Source organism: Methylobacter sp. S3L5C, from assembly GCF_022788635.1.
Classification (GTDB): Bacteria; Pseudomonadota; Gammaproteobacteria; order Methylococcales; family Methylomonadaceae; genus Methylobacter_C.
On record NZ_CP076024.1, the window covers coordinates 786,956 to 809,696 of the forward strand.

The following is a 22,741-nucleotide window of genomic DNA, read 5'->3' on the forward strand; positions in this document are numbered from 1 at the left end:
ATGGCCATCAATCCAATCAGCCTTGAAAAAAATCCAAAACTGGAGTCAAGTGCAGACTATCTCTTTCTGCGCCGTAAAGGAATTGAGTACATTGAGCAAATGGGCAGCAAATGGTGGACAGACTACAACAGCCATGATCCCGGCATTACCATTCTGGAAGCGCTTTGCTACGCCATTACCGAACTGGGCTTTCGTACCGGCTGGAACATCAAGGATATTCTCGCGGAATCGCCGGAAAGCAACCACACACCAGAACGGCAGGCGTTTTACACCGCCAGGGATATTCTAACGATTAACCCGTTAACAATTAATGACTTTCGACGAATTCTAATTGACCTGGACAAAGTCGCCAATGCCTGGTTAATCTGCAACAAATGTCTGTGCGAGGTGCCACTTTATGCCGACTGCGAAAAAGACAAACTAACCTTTGAACATCCGGGTACCCAGAATACAGCAATCAAAGTAACCGTTCAGGGGACTTACGACGTATTGCTGGAACTTGAGCACGATCCTGTACTGGGCGATTTGAATGATCGAAAAATTCAGCACACATTTATACTGAACATTCACGCCAACAACTACGCAATAACCGCTGAATTTCGCTTTCCTGTTTGGGATGTGAGCGCTTGGGGTCAGGCATCTGAATATGTCGACCAAGATGGCCTGCTACAACGAAAAATAAAAACTTTCAAACTTAAGGTGTTACTCAATAAAGCGGGAGAAGACATCCTCGCTCCGGATATAGAAAGTCGCAGGTGGAAACAGTGGAACAGGGTATTTTTTGCCACTATAGAAATCCTGTTTGAAGATACTACGGCCATTTTGTTGCAGGACGTACCTTTAAGGCTCTTTGGCGTTACCGACGTCAGCCAGTCCTTCAAGGATACCTGGGATCTTACTGATATCACCAATTTTAAAAATGAATTCATTGTCGGCATAGCAGAACCATTCCTAAAAAAAATGGCCACCGTTGAACGTGCGCTGGAAGCTGTCAAAATGCAAATCCATAACTACCGTAATCTATGCGAAGATTTTCACAGCCTGTCCGTGGTCTGCATAGAAGACGTTGCAGTGTGTGCCGATATTGAAGTAACGCCCGATACTGATATCGAATGGGTATTGGCGAATGTACTTTTTGAAATAGAAAATTATTTCAATCCCGGTATCAAATTTTATACCTTACAGGAGCTAATGGATGAAGGCATGCCGGTGGATGAGGCTTTTGACGGTCCCAGACTTGCTCACGGTTTTATTAAACAGGCCGATCTTGAAGCAGCGCAACTGAAGTCTCAACTGCGCACTTCCGACATCATCAACCGACTGGTGGAAATTAAAGGCATTTTAACTGTAAAAAGCCTGCTACTCACCCGCTACGACCAAAATGGGCAAGCAGTTACCGGTGTTGCAGATATCAGCAATACCAAGGAAAAAACCAGTGCGGCCTGGACACTGGAAATTAGCGACCTCTGTCAACCCCGTCTGTACGTAGACAATTCAAAGTTTATTTTTTACAAAAATGACCTTCCGTTTATTCCCAGACCCAGTGAAGTTCAGGATACTCTCAATCAATTACGCGGGCAGGATGAGCGACTGAAAATCAGAAACCTGACACCCGAAGAACTCGACTTGCCTGTGCCCGTCGGCACTTATCGGTCGTTAACAGACTACTATCCGGTGCAGTATTCGTTTCCACTGACTTACGGCATCGGCATCGAAGGACTGCGTGAACCTTCCAGCAAGAAACGACATGCACAAACAAAGCAATTGAAAGGTTACTTACTATTTTTTGAGCAATTACTGATAAATACTCTCGCCCAAATCGCCAATGTAAAAAGCCTGTTTTCTCTGGATGAAAGCCAGTTACATACTTATTTTTTTAGTACTCTTCGTGATGAAGCGCTCATCAAAGGTGTCACTGAACTATTAAGTTCCGAACTTAATACGGGCCGTTTACAACAACTTGTCGAATCGGAACCGGAACAGCTTGATCGGCGCAACCGTTTCCTTGATCACCTAATGGCCCGGTTTGCCGAAAGTTTCTCTGATTATGCCATGATGCTTTACTCTTCCAATAGGGAGTTAAAGCCAGTAACACAGGCGACGCTGATTAAGCAAAAAATTGCCTTTATAAAAAACTACCCCGTCATTAGCCGGGATCGTGACAAAAGCTTTAACTACTTGGATATATTGCCAACTTCAAAAAACCAACCCGTCTTGCGTCAACGCATCGCCTTGCTTCTGGGGTTGAAATCCGAGATGGAAGATAACATTATCATCGTTGAACACCTGCTATTGCGACCAAAATTCCCCGGCGATGCGTTAATGGAAGTGTGTCTGGATAAAAACTGCACCAACTGCGACGAGAAAGCTGATCCATACTCCTTCCAATTGTCCGTAATCATGCCAGGCTGGCAGGAACCGTTCAATAAAAATATTGAACTGCGACGATTTGCAGACCGCACCATCCAACTGGAAATACCATCACATCTGTTAGGCAAAATTTGCTGGGTAAGCAATCTGGATTATGGTGAAGACTGGGAAAATAATTTACTCATCCCGTTGAGCCAATTCCTTCGTAATAATGGTAAAAACGCCGAAAATTCTGCACCTTCCGAGTTCAGCGTACAGCTTGGTGCCCAACAGCTTTTGATCACCGCACAGCCCATTTTCATTGACTGGATAAAGTCCGGAGCTAATAAAGGTCTCAGCGAAGCAAGCATAAAAACGGCACTTAAAAATCAGCTTGAAACAAATATGCCAGCATTTGTAAGCATTTACAGCGATGTAAAAAACTACAATGAAATCGGTAGTACTGTCTTTGAAATGCTTACCGATCACTTTACCCGTATCACCGAGGCTGATCGTTGGCTTCTTTATGACCGCTTTAAAAAAGCATGGGATGGCTGGTTGGAGGCCAATGCTAAATTCAGGTGGGATAACGAGCAAGTACTCAGAAAAGTCGAACTGGCTTTATCAGCCTTGGGTATTTCGCGGAGCAATGTACTGACGAGAAAACGTCGTACCAGCCAATTGGCTGAAAGATTCGGGGCAATATTTTCAGAAGAAATGAGAAAAAATGCCCTCGAAGACAAAATATTCAATACTCAGGAGGAACAGAAAAAAGAGGTATTGCGTATTTTCAACCTTGCATTTACAGAAAATAAAATCAGGGATTTTGGCATAATTCTGAAAGACGAAAATGAACTGGCCAAAAAATTCTCGAATATTTATACCCGTTACATTGATGTCACCATAAAACTCTGGAAAGTCGTGCTAAGCCTGAGCAAGCTACAAAGTATCTATCCACCTGCCACTTTGCATGATTGTGACGATAGCAACGATGTTAATCCCGTTCGCTTGGGAAATACTATGCTCGGCGGATGAACAAACCAAAACCCTTCAATCACTTAAATACGTACTGTTATGATACCCATTAAAATAGACTTTCCGGTTTTTGAAGCCAATCAGGTACTAACCAGCGACCACCTCAACTGCATGAGGATTTACCAGGACGAGCAAAGCCGACTGACCAGAGCGACCCTGCATGGCATCGGCATCGTGTGTGGATTAACTATCAGTGTCACGAACTCGGACAAAATTGTTACCCTGGACAAAGGCTACGGCGTAACTTCCGAGGGTTATCTGGCGATGGTAGGTAATGACGATTTTGTGGCTAAAAAGTATCATCCATATAAAGTGCCGAAAGAAGATGGTTATGCACTTTTACTTAATGCCGGCAATGAAGCCTCTCCGCTTTTGGAGTTGTTGGATGAGGGCCATGACGATTATGTAAACGGCACACCGCTTGCCAAAGCTATCCTGGAAAATAAAGTGGTTCTGCTGTTCGTGGAATTGCTGGAAGAAAATCTAAAAAATTGCAGTCCTTCGTCCTGTGATGACAAAGGCAAAAAAGTAACTGTCACTATACGCAAGCTGCTGATTGATAAAACTGCACTGGAAACACTAAACACAACCATCAAGGCCAATATTGAAAAGGCCAAAGCGCAGGGCGATTTTTTTCCCGATCTGAGCGCACGACTTGATCTGCCTGATCTACGTCTGCCCCGTCTTGATCTGTTGGCTGGAAACCTGGTGAATGCCCAACTCAATGCTCAAACGATTTTTGCCGCTTACCAGAAGATTTTATCCAAAAATTTCTTTGGTACAGTGGGTAATGCTTTGGATGAGGCATATCTTGCTTTCCAACCAATACTATTCACGCTGCCTGGGGAACACTATTTATCACAAAAACTGACGACTATCTTCACCCGATATGAATCAATCCAAAAAGTGCAAGGTGTTATTTACTCCCAATATTTCTATGATTTTTTCGATGATATCATTCAAGCTTATGATGAGTTTCGCTGGAAAGCGCTGGATTTTATGGCCTTATGCAATCCGCCGGCCGAGGTATTTCCTCGCCACTTGGAATTAGGAGAAATCTACGGGGAAAATTTTGCCGGTCACAAGATATACCGGCACTATTTTAGGTCCTCACCGGCATTGACAGAACAAAAAATGTTGGGCAGCGAGATACAACAGCTTTTCCTGCGGCTTAAATTGATGTTGGAACAGTTTGAATTTCCGAAAAATCCTATCGAGACAATACCTAAATCGGTTGTAAAAATCATTCCCAGCTGTCTCGGGGGGGCACCACTCTCCAAAAAAGCAATTCCGCATTACTATTCATTAAGTAAAAATCCATCGTTACTGGCAGCATGGAATTTCCATAAAACCAGAGTCGGTCGTGCAAGCCAAAACATGGGCTACAACGTTGAAACGCAATACCACCGTTACATAAACACACAAGTCGAGCCGTTAAATTATGACCTGGAAAATTATAATTTCTTTCGCATTGAAGGCCACATCAATTTGGATTGGCGAAAGGTGCTAACGGATTTACTTGAAAAAATTGCTTTCTACCGACTACCATTTGATGTGATTGCGCTCAATGCGCATCCTGAACCTGTGGCTTCAGATCCATTAATATCCAGTTGCTTAAGTAATGATTTGCAGGTAATTTACGATATTTGGGCCAAGGAACTGGAGTGTCTACTTAAGGAAAAAATCAAAATAATCACAAACACCCTAATTCCAGTAAAAATTTCATCGAACACCAGCAAAATTTTAACCGATAAACTTTCGCTTCAGTTCAGCGCCAAAATAAATGTGCTATCTTCTCTGTCCAACTCGGAAGGCAGTCTGGGCAAAGTCGTAGCAACCGCTATAAACAAAAGTTCAGTTACATCCATAACCTCTATAAAACTTAAAAACAGTGTCCAGAAACTTCTCAATGAGAATTCCGACGTCGGCAAGCTCTCTGTCGCTGATTTCGATCTGGTCATTAACAAGCCAGTCGATGTAGTTAGCGCCTTCGTTGATTTTTCCAATTCACTACCGGCTAATGCCAGCGATTTGGAATACGCAAGCATCAGTAACAAATACCAAAAATTAATTAAAACTATCGTCGATTATTCGAAAGACATTGAACTCTACCAACCTCCTCAACAAAATCCAATTATCACCCCGGAACAAAAAGAACAACTATCGAAAGCGTTAAATGAACTCCTGTACAACTGTCTGATCGAGCGTCTGGAAGAACTGGGTGCCGAACTGGAACGTCGGAAAAAACAAATCGAAGAACTGATTTTTTTCAGCAACTACGTACGTAAAAATCCCGGCCTAGAGCATAAGGCCGGCGTATCCAAAGGCGGTACGTTTGTGCTGATTTATCAGGAAACTTCAGCAGAAATTAATTTGGCGGAAAAAGGCAACTTCATTACCAACAAGCTCAACGGTGCATTGAAAATCAGCGCCTTAACCAAAACAGGACTAACTTCATTAGCTAACCTGCCAACCCTGAAACTGACCACCGACGAGCAGAAAATACTTATAGACACGCTTAAAAATCAGGGCGTTAATTTACCGGAAGAAGCCTTATCAAACTTGGGTATTACCAGGCCTTCCTTTGTAACGCCCAAAATTTTTGATATACCCGAACGTGTTGTGATTGCCGATTTTTTTCTGCCTTATCGTCGCAGCTCAAATTGTCCTCCCGTGCAGTTTGTATTACCTCCTCCCCGTCCAATTTTTGTTTTGCATCCGGAATGTCAGGGCCAGGATGGTAAAGCCGTAGTCCGTTTTGAATTTAGTTACCGCACGCCGCCTTGCGAAGTGCAAATAGACGATTTGACTTACATACGGCTAACCGACGATCAGATTAAACTGAGTATCGGTAAGCATAAAGTCATCGTTAGAGATGCTGAAGGCGGCGTTTCACTGCCACAAGAAATTGAGATTTTCCCCCGCTTCAGCCTTGAACCGGGGAAGCCGGTTTGTAATGACTCGAATGAGACTTATACGGTTAATATCAAGGTTACCAATGGTAAACTGCCGCTCAAGATTGATGGCAAGGAAGTCGCAACAATTATTTCTGATGCTCCCAACATTCATTCCATTTCCGTAGGTCCTTTTATCAGCGGGGAAACTGTAAAGATAATGGTTGGCGACAGTTCCATCTGCCCGGCGCAGGAACTTACTTTTACGCACACTTGCATACCACTGCAACCAGAACCCGACACGGTAAAGACCGAATACCAAAAGCCGGTGACCATCAATGTACTGGATAACGACGCTGGTTCAGAATTGGTGCTAATTGAAGCTAAACTTAACAGCCCATTACAGGGTGTATTAGTTATCAATACAGGAAAAACTATCACCTATACACCTGATAGCACTGTTGAAAATCAAAATGCCGTCATCAACTACACTGTAAAAGATAGTTATGGCAAAAGTGCCAATGAAACAGCGACGGTATATGTTGGCAAAAAGCCTTGCGATTTGCCTTGTAAAGGCATTGCCGTTCGACGTGGCTACAGTTTTTTATTGTATGCCACTTCTTTAGAATTAAAATCACGAATCAGTTTTTCATTTGAATTTCCGCAAGGCAACACGATTGACCTATCAGAAGAAGTTCAGAGTATTTTGCAAGAATTTGCCGGAGACGGTGAGAGCTTTGCAAAACAAATAAATTTGCTGATTGCTGAAAAGACAGGCAAATCCGATTGGCTAAAATTTGAATATGGCTCATCAGAACCAGATAGTCTGGATATCTGGTGGATTGAGTATTTCGAATGCCTGCAATTCGAGTTTCAAATGAGTTGGCCTATTGGCATCGTTACACATCAAGTACCAATAACAACTATAACAGTCACGCCTACTGCCAGCACTATCGTTAGTACAGAAGGAGAGAAAATTCTGTTGAACGTAATAATTCCTGCCTTCGACGGCTACAAAATCGACAAGTGCAATCCGCAAAGTCCAGTTAAGCCGCTGTGTGACCAAGAGCTGGATTTAACGCTGAAAATCAGCCAGCAAGTGGATGGACTAACGGCAAACCTGAATGTAGAGCCCTCTGGCAGCGACAAACCAGTCGCTTATCTGTGGGAAGTACAGAACGGCAACCCGCCGATCTCAAACAGTCAACAACCCAGTTTCACCTTTACCCAATTTGAGCCCCCAACTAAACTCATTCGGCTCACCGCCTTTACCAAAAAAGGATGCAGGGTTATGGTTAAAGACATCATTGACCTTAAGTCACAATGACGCCAAATGCAGTCAGGCACACCATTCGGCAGCAATATCTCCATGTCGAAGTAAACGGCACGGAGTCAGATGCTTTGGCTTTGCAAAACCGTTTATCGAAGTTGTCTCAGGATTGGCTAATGCCAGCCCTTGAACGGGTATTTGACCATTGTGTACCCGCAGATGAAAACTGGTTCATCGCGCGTCTGGAAATAGATGCCGGAACCCTGAATATCGATAGTTTGGAACAGGATCTGGCTGATATCGTCGCAAAAGCTGTGGAAAAAACAATTCAAGAACAAATAACCATTAGCGTTGATAAACCGGTTGCCGAAACAAGAAATGTCCAACGCAAAACCAGCCATCAGAGTATCGACGAAGCCTTTGTTTATTTTTTACAAACAGGTCGCTTACCTTGGGCTTTTCATTTGCCTAAAAACAAGTCTTTAGAATCTGTGTTGCTGGACTCCTGGAATCAGTCAGGCCGGAATTATTTATATGCTGAAGATATGGTACGCAATGTACTTGCTGCAGCAATTCCAAGAAAACGTCTACTTCGACAATTTTCGACTGATTTTTTACAAACCTTGCTTAACCAACTTGATTCCGAAAGCAGCAAAGCAATAAAAGCTGTTTTACCAATCTTGCACAGCGCTGATGCGCCAGCGGCTGATGTAAAACTGTTTATCCAACAACTTTGGGAAACCGTTTTTGCCTTTATCGCAACCGGTAAAGCCATAACAGTCAGTCAACTGGTTACCAAGAGTTGGCAGACACTGCCAATTCCATTGGCAAGCCCAGCGAAACTGGCAAAGCTGTTGGAGCGTTATTGGCCGGGTTCAACAACGAGTTCCAACGTTGCTCCTGTCAGGTTTTCCCTACCAAACCAAAAACTGATACAAGCAGTTTTGCAAGCACTCGATAACTCTGATCTAACTACCTTTACCAGAAAACAGTTTGAATACTATCTCCGGCAGACAATCTCTACTGTTAGCCCAAAAAATCAAACCTTAACAGAGTACACTCTGGTCAAAGAAACATGGCAAAATCTACCGGCAACATTACAACAAGCAGAATTGGCAAGTCTGTTGGAGCACCATTGGCCGGGATCAACTCCAGCTTCGGGTCTACGACCACCCAAGCTTTCCCTGGCAAACGAAAAGCTGACGCAGACCGTTTTGCAAGTGTTAAACAACTCCAGTCTCCCAGACTTGATAAAAAAACAGTTTGAACACTATCTCTGGCAGATTATTTTTGCTGTCAAACCAACGAACACAGCATTAACCGAACACTCTCTTGTCAGTCAAGCATGGCAAAGTTTACCCACAACATTACAACAAACAGCGCTGAAAAATATATTGGAGCGCCATTGGCTTAACGTTACTCAGTCCGTTAAACAATATGAAATTGCAGCGAATGAAGCGGAATCAACACTCAGAGCATCAGTCGATGCCAAAGAAGGCATCTATATTGAAAACGCCGGCCTGATTTTATTACACCCTTTCCTGCCCCAGTTTTTCAAAGCGTTAGGTCTCGCTACCGAAGACCATCTTTTACAACCCGAACGCGCTAGTTGTCTGCTCCATTTTATGATCACCGGACAGACTATCGCACCGGAATATGAACTGATCTTATCAAAAATTCTCTGTAATATTTCTTTAGAAACGCCGGTGAAATCTGACATGGCTCTAACCGATGCCGAAAAAGCCGAAGCCGAAGCGCTGCTTGAAGCGGTAATCCAACATTGGGATGCATTGCGAAATACCAGTATTGATGGTTTACGGGGAACATTTCTCCTCAGACTCGGAAAACTTTCCCTGCGTAACGATGGCGATTGGTTATTGCAGGTTGAATCAAAAACCGTTGATATTCTTTTAAATCAGCTACCTTGGGGCATTTCAATGATACAACTGCCCTGGATGCAACGGATGCTTTGGGTAGAATGGGCCAGTTAATTAGTGCCTGAACGAAAAAGCCACTTTTCAAAAAAACCAGCTCAACATCCGGAAATATTTTTTGGAAAAATCTTTCCGGAGTGGAACAAACGACTTATTTTCTGATTTACCATCAGTTTTTCAGAATTATTTCTAATAATCACAAATTATAAGCGCACCTTTCCTGTGGATAACCTGTTGGCTGTTCTCAAAAAAGCGTCAGGCAGCTAGTTTTTGTTGCTCGTTAACAAGCCTTAGCCGTTCCATGTCGCGTTTAATTGTGCCGAGCTTTTGAATGTTACGCGATAACACGGCTAAGCCAACATAACGCTCGAAGGCTTCAATGCCATGATCAAGGCACTTATCCAGCCCATGTACTTCTAACGCATTAATAGCCGATTCTACGGCGGAATGTTGCTTTTTTGCCTGTTTAAATTCCGCGGTGTATTCACGATTCTGGTCGGCTTTGGATAGCTTGCCTTTTTTGGGTAAAACGACTTGCTCAAGGAGGGCTTTCAGGTCGGTTTGATTGGCCGGACTGTGGAAACCTTTGTCAAAGCTACAGGCGTTAAAACTTGGGAATTTTACTTGAGTCGCTTTAACCATCGGCACGGCGACTTTGTCGTCGGTAGTCTTTTGCATGACTTGACTGTGCAATATAAAGCCCTGATGGTCTTCCATGATACAGACCCGCAAGCCCAGTTCAACCGGGACTCCGGCTTTGCCTTTGCTGATCCATTCGGTGTGGGTCTGGAACAGGGAAAAGACTTTTTCATCATGGGGAATGGTTTCTCCTTGAATAGCGCGACGTCTAATCTGCTCGATTTGACGTTCGGCATGCAGGCTAAAAGTGCTCAGATCGGTAAGCAACACTTCTGGTATGTGAAAGTGATTTTTTAACGTCAACATACTGGCTTTAGTGCGCTCAAGATAAAACCCTGCCAAATCAATATAGTCCTGGTAGGCCTGTTTGATCTCAAGTGCTTTGGCGGCCTTGATAGCGTCATTTTTTGACGTGGAATGTTTGAGTTTTTGCAGCGTGCGATACCGCCTTTTAAATTTAGACAGGTTGTGCTTATGCAATCGCCATTCAGGCAAGGCATGTTGCAAGCTCCATTTGACGCACGTCCGAATCAGAATCCGGATCGCATCATGCAGTAAACTGATATCGGTTGGAAAATGCACGTTGGTTTTTAACACAAAAGAATCGCAACGGCCTCTGATCAGCGCATGAATATCCAGATCCAGTAATTGATAGCCGGCTCGAATAACTTCAGTACTAATACGCGCCATGATCGCTGGCGTAAACAGCTTGAGATTGTCTTTCAAGGTTTGCAGGCGATAGCGTTTGTCGGCATCAAAGCAACCAAGACCGAGCATTTCACGTAGGGTGTTATGCTGATTGGCCAACTCCAGAATGCGATCATAGTCTGTATTCAGTCCTACGCGTAGCGATCCTAACACCAAAATCGACCATTGATTCATACCGGGGCGGCCTTTGTCGATGGCAACGATTTTTGTCACTTCGGCGTCAATTTTAGTAGGCACCACATCCTCCAGTATTTTAAAAACAGCATCCCTTAATGGCTGAGTCGTATAAATGTGTTGCAAGCCCAGCAAGATGATCGGAATGTCATCACGGGAGGAAACATCTATTTTGATATCAGCAATATCGCGTTGACCGATGCTCATTTGTGGAGAAAATACCTTTCTCATCGGGAGTTTTCCAACGAGAATTTGAAAGCTGAGGCGCTTATCCGGGAGGTAGCTTTTGCCAAGCCCTTTTCGATGAAAATAATAATCATAATTATCAGCAAGTTACTTAAATTCAGCATTTTATACGCCAATAGGCTGTTATTTGATTTTCAATAGCCTATTTTATCGCAACTTATTGTTTTGTATTAAATAATTTATTACCGTTCAAACACTAATTAAATGATGACTTAGGAAACGCGACATGAAAGCGAGTTCAGAAAAATCATCCAGTACCACCGCGGCTACTACCAACCAGGCCGCGAGCCAGCCTTTCTTTGCAAAAGCGGGTGGGGGTAATTTTTTCGCGCCCGCAGCAACCGGCGCTCCAAGCGTGCAAATGAAAATGGCGGTGAACAAGCCCGGTGACAAGTTTGAACAGGAAGCCGATAAAATGGCTGATAAAGTGATGCGGATGCCTGCCCCTACCCCAGTCATCGGCAAAGAAGAAAAGCTGCAACGCCAGCCGAAAGAAAAATCACCGAAAAAGGAAGAAGACAAAATCCAAAAAGCGGCAATGCCGGAAGAGAAAGTCCAGAAAAAAGAAGATGATAAACTACAAAAAGCGCCAGCTACTGAAGAAAAACTACAACGTAAAGGTGATGGCATTCCTGCCGTTGGTACAAGCACACAATCAGCCATTAAAAGCAAAACTGCAGGCGGTGGCCAGCCGCTTTCCACTGATGTGCGCAGTTACATGGAGCCGCGTTTTAATGCTGACTTCAGTAACGTGCGCGTCCACAGCGATCCTGAATCCGCCAGCCTTAGCAACCAATTAAGCGCCAGAGCATTTACCCATCAAAATCACGTTTTCTTCTCTCGCGATCAATACCAACCAGGAACCAGCGAAGGCAAACAACTGCTGGCCCATGAACTGACTCATACCATTCAGCAAGGTCATGCCCTACAACGCAGTCCGCAAGAGATTACGACAACCACACCGCCGCCCGTGCAACGACTGGGGATACAAGATGCTTTGGATTACTTTGCCGATAAAGCCTATTACATTCCAGGTTTTAGATTACTGACTATTATTTTAGGGTTCAACCCCATTAATATGCGCTCAGCCGACCGCAATGCAGCCAATCTTTTACGCGGACTGATTGAACTCATTCCAGGCGGCCCGCTGATTACCCAAGCGCTCGACAACCATGGCGTCATTAATAAGGCTGCCGCATGGATAGAACAAAAAATCACCATACTCGGTGATATTGGCAGCGATATTATTGGCGGATTAAAACGCTTTATTGATTCCTTAAGCTGGAGGGATATTTTCGATCTCGGCGGCGTCTGGGATCGCGCCAAAAGCATCTTTACCAATCCGATTGGCCGGCTTATCAGTTTTGGAATCAGTGTTGCCAGCGAAATATTAAAAATGGTTAAAGATGTGATTCTAAAACCTCTCGCCGCTCTGGCTCAAGGTACCCGCGGCTACGATTTGCTAAAAGCCATCCTTGGTGAAGATCCCATTACCGGCGAACCCGTTCCGCGCACTGCCGATACGCTCATCGGCGGGTTTATGAAGCTCATTGGACAAGAGGAAGTCTGGGAAAACATCAAAAAAGGTAATGCCATCGCAAAAGCCTGGGCCTGGTTTCAAGGTGCACTGGAAGGCCTGATGGGCTTTGTTCGCACGGTTCCCCGTAAAATCATCGACACCATCACCTCATTGACTTTCCAGGACATCATTACCGTCGCCGGTGCTTTTACTAAAATTGTCGGCGCCTTTATCAACATCGCTACCGATTTTATCAGTTGGGGATTTAAACAAGTCCTTAGTTTGCTGGAAATTTTATTCTCGGTGGTAGCGCCAGGTGTTATGCCTTATATCAAAAAAGCGCAAGCCGCTTTCGCGACCATTATTAAAGATCCTGTCGGTTTTGTCGGCAATCTGGTTCGTGCCGGTAAACAGGGCTTCGAGATGTTTGCTGCCAATATTTTGACGCACTTAAAGACTGCGCTCATTAAATGGATTACCGGGCCATTAGGTGACGCAGGCGTTTATATCCCAAAATCATTTGATTTGATGGAAATTATTAAATTAGTGCTGTCAGTTCTGGGTTTAACCTGGCAAAACATTCGCGGTAAACTGGTTAAAATAATCCCTGAACCGGTACTGGCAGGTTTGGAAAAAACTGCCGGTATTCTGGTCACGTTGGTTAAAGATGGCCCGGTCGCAGCCTGGGAACAGATCAAGACGGAACTGAGCGAATTAAAAGGCCAATTAATTGCCCAAGTAACACAGATGATCACCACCGAAGTCGTCAAAGCCGCTGTGGCCAAACTGGTGATGATGCTCAATCCAGCCGGTGCAGTTGTGCAGGCCATTATTGCCATTTACAACACAGTTACTTTCTTTATCCAGAAAATCAACCAAATTGCCGCCGTCGTTGCCTCTTTTATCGATTCCATTTCGGCCATTGCTGCCGGACAAGTTTCCAGTGCCGCCAAAAAAGTAGAACAAACCATGGCCAATACGCTGACGGTGATTATTGCCTTTCTGGCAAAATTTGCAGGCTTGGGCAATATCCCTGAAAAAATTGTCGGCATTGTAAAGAAGATTCGCCAGCCGATTGATAAGGGCCTGGATAAAATTGTGGCGTGGCTGGGGAATATGCTGAAGAAACTGTTTGGGAAAGATAAAAAAGATGACCGTACACCGGAACAAAAACAGGCGGATCTCGACAAGGCTATCAGCGAAGCGGAAGCGATAAGGGCAAAGCCGGACATATCGGAAGATGAGATCAAGACGGCTTTACCATCAATAAAAACCAAATACAAAATGGTGTCACTCGAATTGATCGTTGACAGTACTGAAGACACCAAAGAAGGTATTCACTTTGAAGGGGAAATCAATCCAAAGAAAAAAACTCCCAAGGCCTTTATCAAGAGTTCTGCTGACAAGGTAATAACAGACATCTTAATCCCGAGACCAAGTGGCTTTAGTAAAAAAACCAACGATGCAGTCAACCCGAACAACCTTGACTTGGTCAAGGCCGAACTTGACCGATGTCATGTCATCTCGTCGAACGACATGTCTCAACATTACGAAAGTACGCTAAAAGGCAAAAAATGGTCAAAAGGGAAAGAATTGCTGGACCCGAAAGAACCGGTAGCTTCGCCGCTTACAGACAAAGCCATCCTGAAAGCTGCCAAAACACTCCATCGTAGATTCTTCAACGACGTTGATAACCTGTTCCTGGGTGGACTCTCGGTGAACAGAGCACTTGGCGAGCGACTTGACACAAGGCATCCTGACTACCAGAATGCAAACAAGCTGAAGGCGCATATCAAGAAGATGGTGGACAAATATGCGCTGACTTCAGATTTTAAGCCGACACTATAATGCCATAATTGTTGGTAAGCCAAGCGACAAGATAACTTAGAGAAAAAAATGGAACCGAAAACTTCTAAACACTTGAGAATAACGAGAGCAATCAATACGCTTAAAGAAACACTTACCAAGCTTGAATGGGAACCAGAGTCTATTGAGGAAGGAAATGGTTTCTACGTCGACTTTGGTCCACCCCACATCCCCGTGTCAAGTTTACTTGCTGCCGTATCAATCGCAGCAGAGCAGTTAATCATCTATTTCAATTTTGGAATAGCCGTGCCGCCTGAGCGTCGCGATGATCTGGCAAAGTTATTAACACGTATAAACTGGGGACTCAAGATCGGTAATTTCGAAATGGACTATAACGATGGCCAAGTACATTTTAAATCCAGTATCAATTTCTGTGACACTGAATTAACCGGAAAAATGATTCAAAATGCGATTCTTCCAGCAATGATCGCTATAGAGACTTATGGAGATGCCTTGATCGAGGTTATCGCCAAAGGCAAGAATGCGACCGATTGGAACCCTATTTAAGTATAAAATCGATCATAAAAATTGTAACTTGTCCTTACAGCGCGCAGGATTAACGAGGGTGAACGATGATGAGCGTAAATGCCATTAATTTGGAACAGGCTTTAAACTGGCTGAAAGACGTTGTTACCAAATGTCTGCGTGCTCACTTTGGACAAGCTGAAAACGTTGAAATCAGTCCGTTAAATTTGCATAATGATAATTCCTGGCTGGCTCAATTTATTGCGGGTAGAGAACCCGGTTTTGAAGAACTTGCACTATTGATGCTGGTCATCACGCCGCATTTAAATCCCCGTTTCTTCAATCAAATCATTGCCGAATACCTTCCAGAAGGTGGTGACTTCCCTGAGTTTGGCGGTGTTAAAGGCAGCCACCATCGGGGCATTCTTCCTACTGGCGAAACGGCACAATTCATCCTTGGTGGCGATGACATTAAAAAGCGCCTCAACGTGCAGCATATTTTGAGCAGTGAGTATTGGTTTTCACAGCAACGAATTCTCTGGCTTGAACCGGTAACTATGGGGGAGCCTTTGATGAGTGGTCGTTTAATCCTTGACCCGGAAATTATCGAACTATTAACTCTCGGTACGGTCGCCAAGCCGCGCTTCAGCATGGACTTCCCGGCTGAATACCTGGAAACCGGAATGGAATGGGAAGACCTGGTGCTACATCCGAACACCTTGTGTCATATTCGCGAAATTGAAAATTGGATCACTTACAACGATACCCTGTTGCAAGATTGGGGCATGCACAAAAAGCTAAAGTCCGGTTACCGTGCCCTGTTTTACGGGCCCTCCGGCACGGGAAAAACGCTGACAGCAACTTTATTGGGAAAATACACAGGCAAAAACGTATTTCGCATAGACCTGTCGCGGGTGGTGTCCAAATATATTGGCGAGACGGAAAAAAACCTGTCAAAACTATTCGATAAAGCCGAGCATAAAAACTGGATTTTGTTTTTTGACGAGGCCGATGCCCTCTTCGGCAAACGCACAGACATCCGCGATGCTCATGATAAGTATGCCAATCAGGAAGTCGCTTATTTATTGCAACGTATTGAGAGCTACAACGGACTGGTGATATTAGCCACCAATCAACGCAGCAATATAGACAATGCTTTTGCCCGGCGCTTTCAGACCATCATCCATTTTCCAATGCCACGACCGGAAGAACGTTATCAAATCTGGAATAAAGCCTTTCCCCCGCAAATGCTCATTGCTGATGATATTGACTGGCAACACATCGCAGTCCGTTTCGAACTGACCGGTGCGGGTATTACCAATATCATGCATTATTGTGCAATAGAGGCCTTGGCCGATCAATCACTCTATATTGACTTCAAACGGCTGGAGAGCGCTATCCTGCGCGAGTATATCAAGGAAGGAAAAGTCGTGTAACTTTCATTTTAGGGTATTCGAAAGCAAATATTCAAATTGAATTGAACCATGCCGGCAAAGACTCTACTGACTTATAGAGCCATGAATTAATTACGGGCGTGCCCTACAGAAAGTAATATTGCTTTATCAACTTCTGAATCTATATCTGCAAAGAATAAGTGTGCCGGTGGGCACTGACAATCAAACATCTTGTTCACTTGGATACTTAAACAAAAAAAGCCTTGTAACCATGACAGTTACAAGACCTTTTCGAGGAATGCTTAACTATTTTCAAGATTATTTTAAATCGAACCGATCAAGCATCATTACCTTGTTCCAGGCAGTAACAAAGTCAGTCGCAAATTTCTGTTTTCCACCTTCAGAAGCATAAACTTCAGCAATGGCACGCAGTTCCGAATGCGACCCAAAAATCAGGTCTACCGGAGTAGCCGTCCATTTAATAACACCTGTTTTCCTGTCAATACCGTCATAAACCCCTTCAGACTTGGACGATTTCTCCCACTTGGTAGACATATCAAGCAAGTTTATGAAGAAGTCATTACTCAATGTCCCGGGTTTACTGGTAAAAACACCCTGATTAGATTGCCCTGCATTGGCATTTAAAACACGCAGGCCACCAACCAGAACCGTCATTTCAGGAACGGTCAGTGTGAGCATATTGGCCCGATCAACCAACATCTCTGTCGGTGACATCGGGTTACCTTCACCGTAGTAATTACGGAATGCATCTGCTTTTGGCTCAAGAACGGCAAAGGCACTCACATCCGTTTGCTCTTGTGAGGCATCCATTCGTCCTGGTGTAAAGGGGACCTTCACCTTGTAACCTGCAGCCTTGGCAGCTTGCTCAATACCGGCACCGCCACCCAAAACAATCAAATCAGCCAGTGATACTTTTTTCCCATTGGCTTGTGTCCGGTTAAAGTCCTTTTGAATATCTTCTAACTGCACAAGAGTCTTCGCAAGTTCATCCGGATTATTGACCGGCCAGTCTTTTTCAGGAGCCAGGCGAACACGAGCGCCATTGGCTCCACCCCGCATATCTGTGCCACGAAAGGATGCCGCTGAGGCCCAGGCAGTTCGAACCAGTTCCGGCGCTGTCAAGCCCGATTTCAGAATTTTGTTCTTAAGAACTTCAGTATCCTTGGCATCAATCAGCTTGTGATTTACTTCGGGAATGGGATCTTGCCAAATTAGCACCTCTTTAGGAACTTCAGTGCCAACGTAGCGTGTCCGAGGCCCCATATCGCGGTGAGTGAGTTTGAACCATGCCTTGGCAAAGGCGAGCTCAAACTCTTTTGGGTTATCCAGAAAACGTTTGGCAATTCTTTCGTAAGCCGGATCGGCTTTGAGGGCAATATCGGTAGTCATCATGATAGGCGCATGGCGTTTATCTTTATCATGCGCATCAGGCACCAAATTTGCAGCCGCGTCATCTTTAGGAATCCACTGCGTGGCTCCGGCCGGGCTTTTGGTCTTTACCCATTCGTAGGTAAACAGATTAGTTAAATATTGGTGAGTCCATTTAGCAGGGTCCATGGTCCAAGCACCTTCCAACCCACTTGTGATCGTGTCGACGCCATTGCCTTTACCACACTTGTTTTTCCAACCTAAACCCTGCTCTTCAATACCGGCAGCTGCCGGTGCAGGACCGGCACATTTCGATGGATCGCCATTACCATGGGCTTTACCAAAAGTGTGTCCGCCGGCGATCAGGGCAACTGTCTCTTCGTCGTTCATAGCCATTCGGGCAAAAGTTTCCCGAATATCTTTAGCGGCTGCCAGTGAATCAGGATTACCGTTTGGTCCTTCCGGGTTGACATAAATCAGCCCCATCTGAACCGCAGCCAGTGGATTGTCTAATTTTCGGCCATCCTTATACCGTTCATCACCGAGCCATTTTTTCTCAGGCCCCCAATAGACTAAATCGGCTTCCCAGTCATCCGCCCGTCCACCGGCAAAACCGAAAGTTTTAAAGCCCATGGACTCTAAAGCGACGTTACCGGTAAGGACTATCAGGTCGGCCCATGAAATTTCACTACCATACTTGCTCTTGATCGGCCAAAGCAAGCGTCGCGCTTTATCCAGATTTGCGTTATCAGGCCAACTATTTAAAGGTTCGAAGCGCTGTTGACCGCCGCTGGCTCCGCCGCGCCCGTCAGCTACACGATAGGTACCCGCATTATGCCAGGCCATCCGGATAAAAAACGGTCCGTAGGTTCCGTAATCTGCAGGCCACCAGTCTTGAGATGTTTTCATCAAGATCTCGATATCTTTCTTGACAGCCTTAATATCGACTTTCTTAAACTCTTTAGCGTAGTTGAACTTTCTGTCCATCGGACTGGACTCAGCCGAGTGTTGACGAAGAGGTGCCAAATCAAGTCTTTCTGGCCACCAAAATTGATTAGACATCGTCTGCAGATCCACAGTACTTTTTAAAGGTGCGGGAGTTTCTGCTGAGTAGCCAACTTGGGAAAAGGCTAGTGCCAAAAACACTACGCCTGGTATTTTTATTTTCAACATATATATTTTCTCCTGTTCTATGGATTGATACAGTCTCTGCAGATTATCTAATTTTAAAGTTGCAAAAGGTTTAAAAGGCACAAAAAATACCACGGAACAGATAGTAAATTCAAGCGTATTGATTTTAGTATTCCATATAAAACCATTATTGCAAGCACCCTTATTCAATCTTTTGGCAAGAACACTCATCCCTCTTATTAATGTTCATCAAACGCGCTCTGTCTTTATCGGTAACGTAAAATAAAACGTGGTTCCTTTCCCTACTTTGCTGTTAAATTTCAAATAACCTTCGTGAGCTTCAATAATGGAGTTGCAAATAGATAAGCCCATACCCATACCCTCGACTTTGGTCGTGTAAAAAGGCATTAATATTTTCTGTTGCTGATCTTCAGGAATGCCTGGGCCATTGTCTTTTATTCTGACTTCTATGCCATCATTCAGCTTTAACAAGCTATCAATAGTTATCTTTTTTTGCTGGTTTTCAGGACAGCCATCCAAGGCATCGGCACTGTTTCGAATCAGGTTTATGATGACTTGTTCAATTTGAATTTTATCAGCATTAATAAACGGTAAAGAATTTTGTAATTGATACGTTAACACTATATTGTTGAGCCTTAGCTCAGGCAAGCACAAACTGGCGGCATCTTGAATTAACTCATTAAGGTCGACTAATGAACTCTGTTTGGTATTGGATTTAACAAACTCCCTCATACGGCGAATGATTTGCCCCGCCCTTAATGCCTGTTGCTGAGTTTTATAGATTACCTCGGCAAGCTTGACCAAATCAGGATATTCAGCTTTCATCAGGTTTAAACTGACCTGTGTATAGCTAGCAATCGCCGTTAAGGGTTGGTTAACTTCATGGGCAATACCTGACGCCATTTCACCCAGCAGTCCAAGACGAGTGACATGAGCCAGTTGATTTAAATGCTCTTGATCTTTCTGTTCCTGAAATTTACGTTTGGAAATGTCAGTATACGTCCCAATCATACGTAAGGGTGTACCATCTTCGGCGTAATTAACCACCACGCCACGATCCAAAATCCATTTGTAACTGTTATCTTTACAAGATAATCGGTATTCAGTTGAATAACTTTTGGCTTCACCATTCAAGTAAGCTTGCATTGCCTTTTTAACGTGCAACTGATCATCAGGGTGAATACGGTCCAGCCATTCCTGTCGAGTCGGCAAGATATCATTTTCGGCATATCCCAACATCTCTTTCCAGCGCTTGGAATAGTGCATTTCACTGGTCAAAAAATTCCTGTCCCAAACACCGTCACCGGTACCTTCTATGGCAAATTTCCAGAAAAATTCGCTTTCACGTAACGCATGCTCTATTCGTTTACATTCAGTGATGTCACGAGCAGCGGCAAATACGCCAAGTACGTTACCCTTGTCATCACGGTACACACTGGCATTATAAAGTACATCAGTGACCTTGCCTGAAACATGCAGCATAGCCAAAGGGTAATCGGTCACAAAACCGTTCGAGAATGCCAATTGATAACCCTCGCGGGCTTGCTTAGGATTGGTAAAATAATTAGCGAAGTCGCTGCCGACCAACTGCTTTCGATCCAGACCGGTTAGCCGTTCCGTAGCCCTGTTGACATCGGAGATCTTGCCTTTTGATGAGATCGTTACCATTGGATCCAAATTCGCTTCCAGTAAACTACGAGCATACTGAGCTGTAGCCTGAATAGTTTCTTGCGCCAGCTTAAGTTCACTAATGTCAGTGGCAACACCACCAACCCCGAAGATTTCCCCCGACGCCGATTGAACAGGAAATTTCGTGACCATCAGCGTACGTGGCAAGCTTTCGTCATTATTCAAGATCTGCTCTTCAAAATCCAATCGCTTTCCTGTTACCAACACCTGATTATTGGTAGTCATTTTGTTGTCGGCAATTTTCTTTGGAAAAACCTCATGAAGCGTCTTGCCTAATACGTCTTCTTTACGCTTCCCGTAAAACTCACTCACCGCCTTGTTCACTGAAATGAACCTGCCTTGTAAATCAAAGGCAAAAATACTTGAAGGCGTACTATCGATGATACTGCTTAGTAACTCTGAATTTATATGCAGCTTTTCTTCCAATAACTTACGCTCGGTGATGTCGGTGGTGAATCCATACCAGAGCGTAGAACCATCCAGTTCTCGCTGTGGCAGTGAATTGCCCAATAGCCATCGCACTTCCCCATCGTCATGCTTTATTCGATATTCATGACTAAACGGGGACAATTCTTGAGCTGATTTTTGGATGACGGCGACGATACCATCCAAGTCATCAGGATGATGCAAGGCAAATAGTTTGGAAGCGTCATCGCGCACCTCTTCAGGATTAAGACGGTATATATTACGAATGCCATCACTAATAAAAGAAAAGCAGGAGCTGCCATCGGTGCGCAAATGAAATTGAAAGATCATGCCCGGCAACTGACTGGCTATTTTCTGAAGACTATTGAGTACTTCATCGTGCTCTGCCTCCATCTGCTTACGTTCGGTAATGTCAGTGATAAAGCCATGCCAGAGCGTAGAACCATCGGCTTCTCTTTGCAACAAGGCATCGCCTAACAACCACCTCACCATGCCATCGTCAAACTTGACCCGATACTCACAATGCCAAGGCCTCAAATCTTGTGCTGATTTCTGGATTGAGGCATTAATATCGTCATAATCGTCGGGGTGAAGAATGGCAAATACTTTGGCTGCATCCTCACGAACATCTTCAGGGCTAAGTCGGTATATGTCACGAATAGCTTCACTAACAAAAGGAAAGCAGGAGCTGCCATCAGCCCGTAAAACAAATTGAAACACCATGCCGGGCAACTGACTGGCAATTTTTTGGAGGCGACTTAGCGCGTTCTCTTGTACTTTATTCAGGTAGTGGTATGCAATACCGGCAAAGGTGATTAAAAAAAGTAGCAGCAACAGGCTGGCGGCACAGATAATATAAAACATATAGCGCATACTCAATTGGAAACCTGCAATATGCTGTACCAGCACATTGTTCTCTAACCGGGTAATGCTGTTAATCTCCCGACGTATCAAATCCATCAACTGTTTGCCATACCCACTATGCACAGCCGCTAATACACCAGCCATATCATGGTGGCGTTTTAATTCAATGACACGCGCCATTTCTGTCATTTTGGCATTCACCAATGGAATTAAGGTCTCCAGGTGTTTTTGGTTAGCACCAACAAAGGTAAATTGATGTAATTCTTCAAGATGAGTGCTGATTTTGTCGAGTACAGCAAAATAAGGCTCCAAAAATAACTCGTCATCGACCAATAAATAGCCGCGTTGACCATTCTCGGCATCCTTCAATTCAGAGAACAAAGCATCCATGTGCATGATCAAAGCGTAGGTTGACCTCTGCGCCTGGAATTTTTCGTGACTTTGTCTTAAAGACCAGAATGCAGCGATCACTACCAGTGCAACCAGTAGCAACACTACGGCAAATGCCGTAATACTTTTATAAGTATCATTTAAGAAAAATTTATTCTGAACATAATTGGAGTTAATCGTTGTCTTGCTCATACCTGAATTTTTACTATAATTAAGTAATCACCGCGATTATACGCACAACGTGTATCTTAATTGCGCTATATATCAAATATAAAATCAACAGTAATCTATTTTTCAACACGACATTCCGAATACGCTCACTTTATTAATAATGATTT

Annotated in this window: 9 protein-coding genes; 6 read left to right on the top strand and 3 right to left on the bottom strand. The window is 44.1% G+C overall.

Annotated features, from left to right (window positions below):
• Genes KKZ03_RS03805 through KKZ03_RS03815 form a run of 3 tightly spaced genes read left to right on the top strand, consistent with a single transcriptional unit; the run spans window position 1 to window position 9,539 of the window.
• Window positions 1-3,384, top strand: coding sequence for a hypothetical protein (locus tag KKZ03_RS03805; RefSeq protein ID WP_243220158.1), 3,384 nt, complete (start codon window positions 1-3; stop codon window positions 3,382-3,384).
• Window positions 3,385-3,423: 39 nt separating this feature from the next.
• Window positions 3,424-7,605: an Ig-like domain-containing protein gene (locus tag KKZ03_RS03810; protein WP_243220159.1), complete on the top strand. Its 4,182-nt coding sequence runs from the start codon at window positions 3,424-3,426 to the stop codon at window positions 7,603-7,605.
• On the top strand, window positions 7,602-9,539 hold the full coding sequence (locus tag KKZ03_RS03815) for a contractile injection system tape measure protein (RefSeq protein WP_243220161.1): 1,938 nt from the start codon (window positions 7,602-7,604) through the stop codon (window positions 9,537-9,539). Before KKZ03_RS03810 ends, KKZ03_RS03815 begins: the two co-directional genes overlap by 4 nt.
• A gap of 198 nt (window positions 9,540-9,737) precedes the next feature.
• On the opposite strand, the gene KKZ03_RS03820 is transcribed toward KKZ03_RS03815, so the two are convergent.
• Window positions 9,738-11,234, bottom strand: a complete 1,497-nt coding sequence (locus tag KKZ03_RS03820) for an ISNCY family transposase (protein WP_243216937.1) — start codon at window positions 11,232-11,234, stop codon at window positions 9,738-9,740.
• 241 nt (window positions 11,235-11,475) lie between these two features.
• Here KKZ03_RS03820 and KKZ03_RS03825 point away from each other — a divergent pair, with 241 nt between their 5' ends.
• The 3 genes from KKZ03_RS03825 to KKZ03_RS03835 all read left to right on the top strand — a co-directional run bounded on the left by KKZ03_RS03825 (window position 11,476) and on the right by KKZ03_RS03835 (window position 16,535).
• The gene (locus tag KKZ03_RS03825) at window positions 11,476-14,616 is read left to right on the top strand and encodes a DUF4157 domain-containing protein (protein WP_243220162.1); all 3,141 of its coding nucleotides are present in this window, start codon (window positions 11,476-11,478) and stop codon (window positions 14,614-14,616) included.
• A gap of 48 nt (window positions 14,617-14,664) precedes the next feature.
• On the top strand, window positions 14,665-15,141 hold the full coding sequence (locus tag KKZ03_RS03830) for a YbjN domain-containing protein (RefSeq protein ID WP_243220163.1): 477 nt from the start codon (window positions 14,665-14,667) through the stop codon (window positions 15,139-15,141).
• Between the two features lie 65 nt (window positions 15,142-15,206).
• Window positions 15,207-16,535 carry an ATP-binding protein gene (locus KKZ03_RS03835; RefSeq protein WP_243220164.1) on the top strand — a complete coding sequence of 443 codons (1,329 nt, stop codon included), beginning with the start codon at window positions 15,207-15,209 and terminating at the stop codon, window positions 16,533-16,535.
• A gap of 276 nt (window positions 16,536-16,811) precedes the next feature.
• Here the strand turns inward: KKZ03_RS03835 and katG are convergent, their stop codons facing one another.
• Together katG and KKZ03_RS03845 are read right to left on the bottom strand one after the other, a co-directional pair.
• Complete coding sequence (gene katG / locus KKZ03_RS03840) at window positions 16,812-19,055, bottom strand: catalase/peroxidase HPI (protein WP_243220166.1); 2,244 nt, start codon at window positions 19,053-19,055, stop codon at window positions 16,812-16,814.
• Window positions 19,056-19,262: 207 nt separating this feature from the next.
• The gene (locus KKZ03_RS03845) at window positions 19,263-22,595 is read right to left on the bottom strand and encodes a PAS domain S-box protein (RefSeq protein ID WP_243220168.1); all 3,333 of its coding nucleotides are present in this window, start codon (window positions 22,593-22,595) and stop codon (window positions 19,263-19,265) included.
• Window positions 22,596-22,741 lie beyond the last annotated feature (146 nt).

Bases quoted from the DNA above. Each gene is read 5' to 3' on its own strand.
- KKZ03_RS03825 (WP_243220162.1), top strand. From the start codon at position 11,476: ATGAAAGCGAGTTCAGAAAAATCATCCAGTACCACCGCGGCTACTACC.
- KKZ03_RS03810 (WP_243220159.1), top strand. From the start codon at position 3,424: ATGATACCCATTAAAATAGACTTTCCGGTTTTTGAAGCCAATCAGGTA.
- KKZ03_RS03835 (WP_243220164.1), top strand. From the start codon at position 15,207: ATGATGAGCGTAAATGCCATTAATTTGGAACAGGCTTTAAACTGGCTG.
- KKZ03_RS03845 (WP_243220168.1), bottom strand. From the start codon at position 22,595: ATGAGCAAGACAACGATTAACTCCAATTATGTTCAGAATAAATTTTTC.
- KKZ03_RS03820 (WP_243216937.1), bottom strand. From the start codon at position 11,234: ATGAGAAAGGTATTTTCTCCACAAATGAGCATCGGTCAACGCGATATT.
- katG (WP_243220166.1), bottom strand. From the start codon at position 19,055: ATGTTGAAAATAAAAATACCAGGCGTAGTGTTTTTGGCACTAGCCTTT.
- KKZ03_RS03815 (WP_243220161.1), top strand. From the start codon at position 7,602: ATGACGCCAAATGCAGTCAGGCACACCATTCGGCAGCAATATCTCCAT.
- KKZ03_RS03805 (WP_243220158.1), top strand. From the start codon at position 1: ATGGCCATCAATCCAATCAGCCTTGAAAAAAATCCAAAACTGGAGTCA.
- KKZ03_RS03830 (WP_243220163.1), top strand. From the start codon at position 14,665: ATGGAACCGAAAACTTCTAAACACTTGAGAATAACGAGAGCAATCAAT.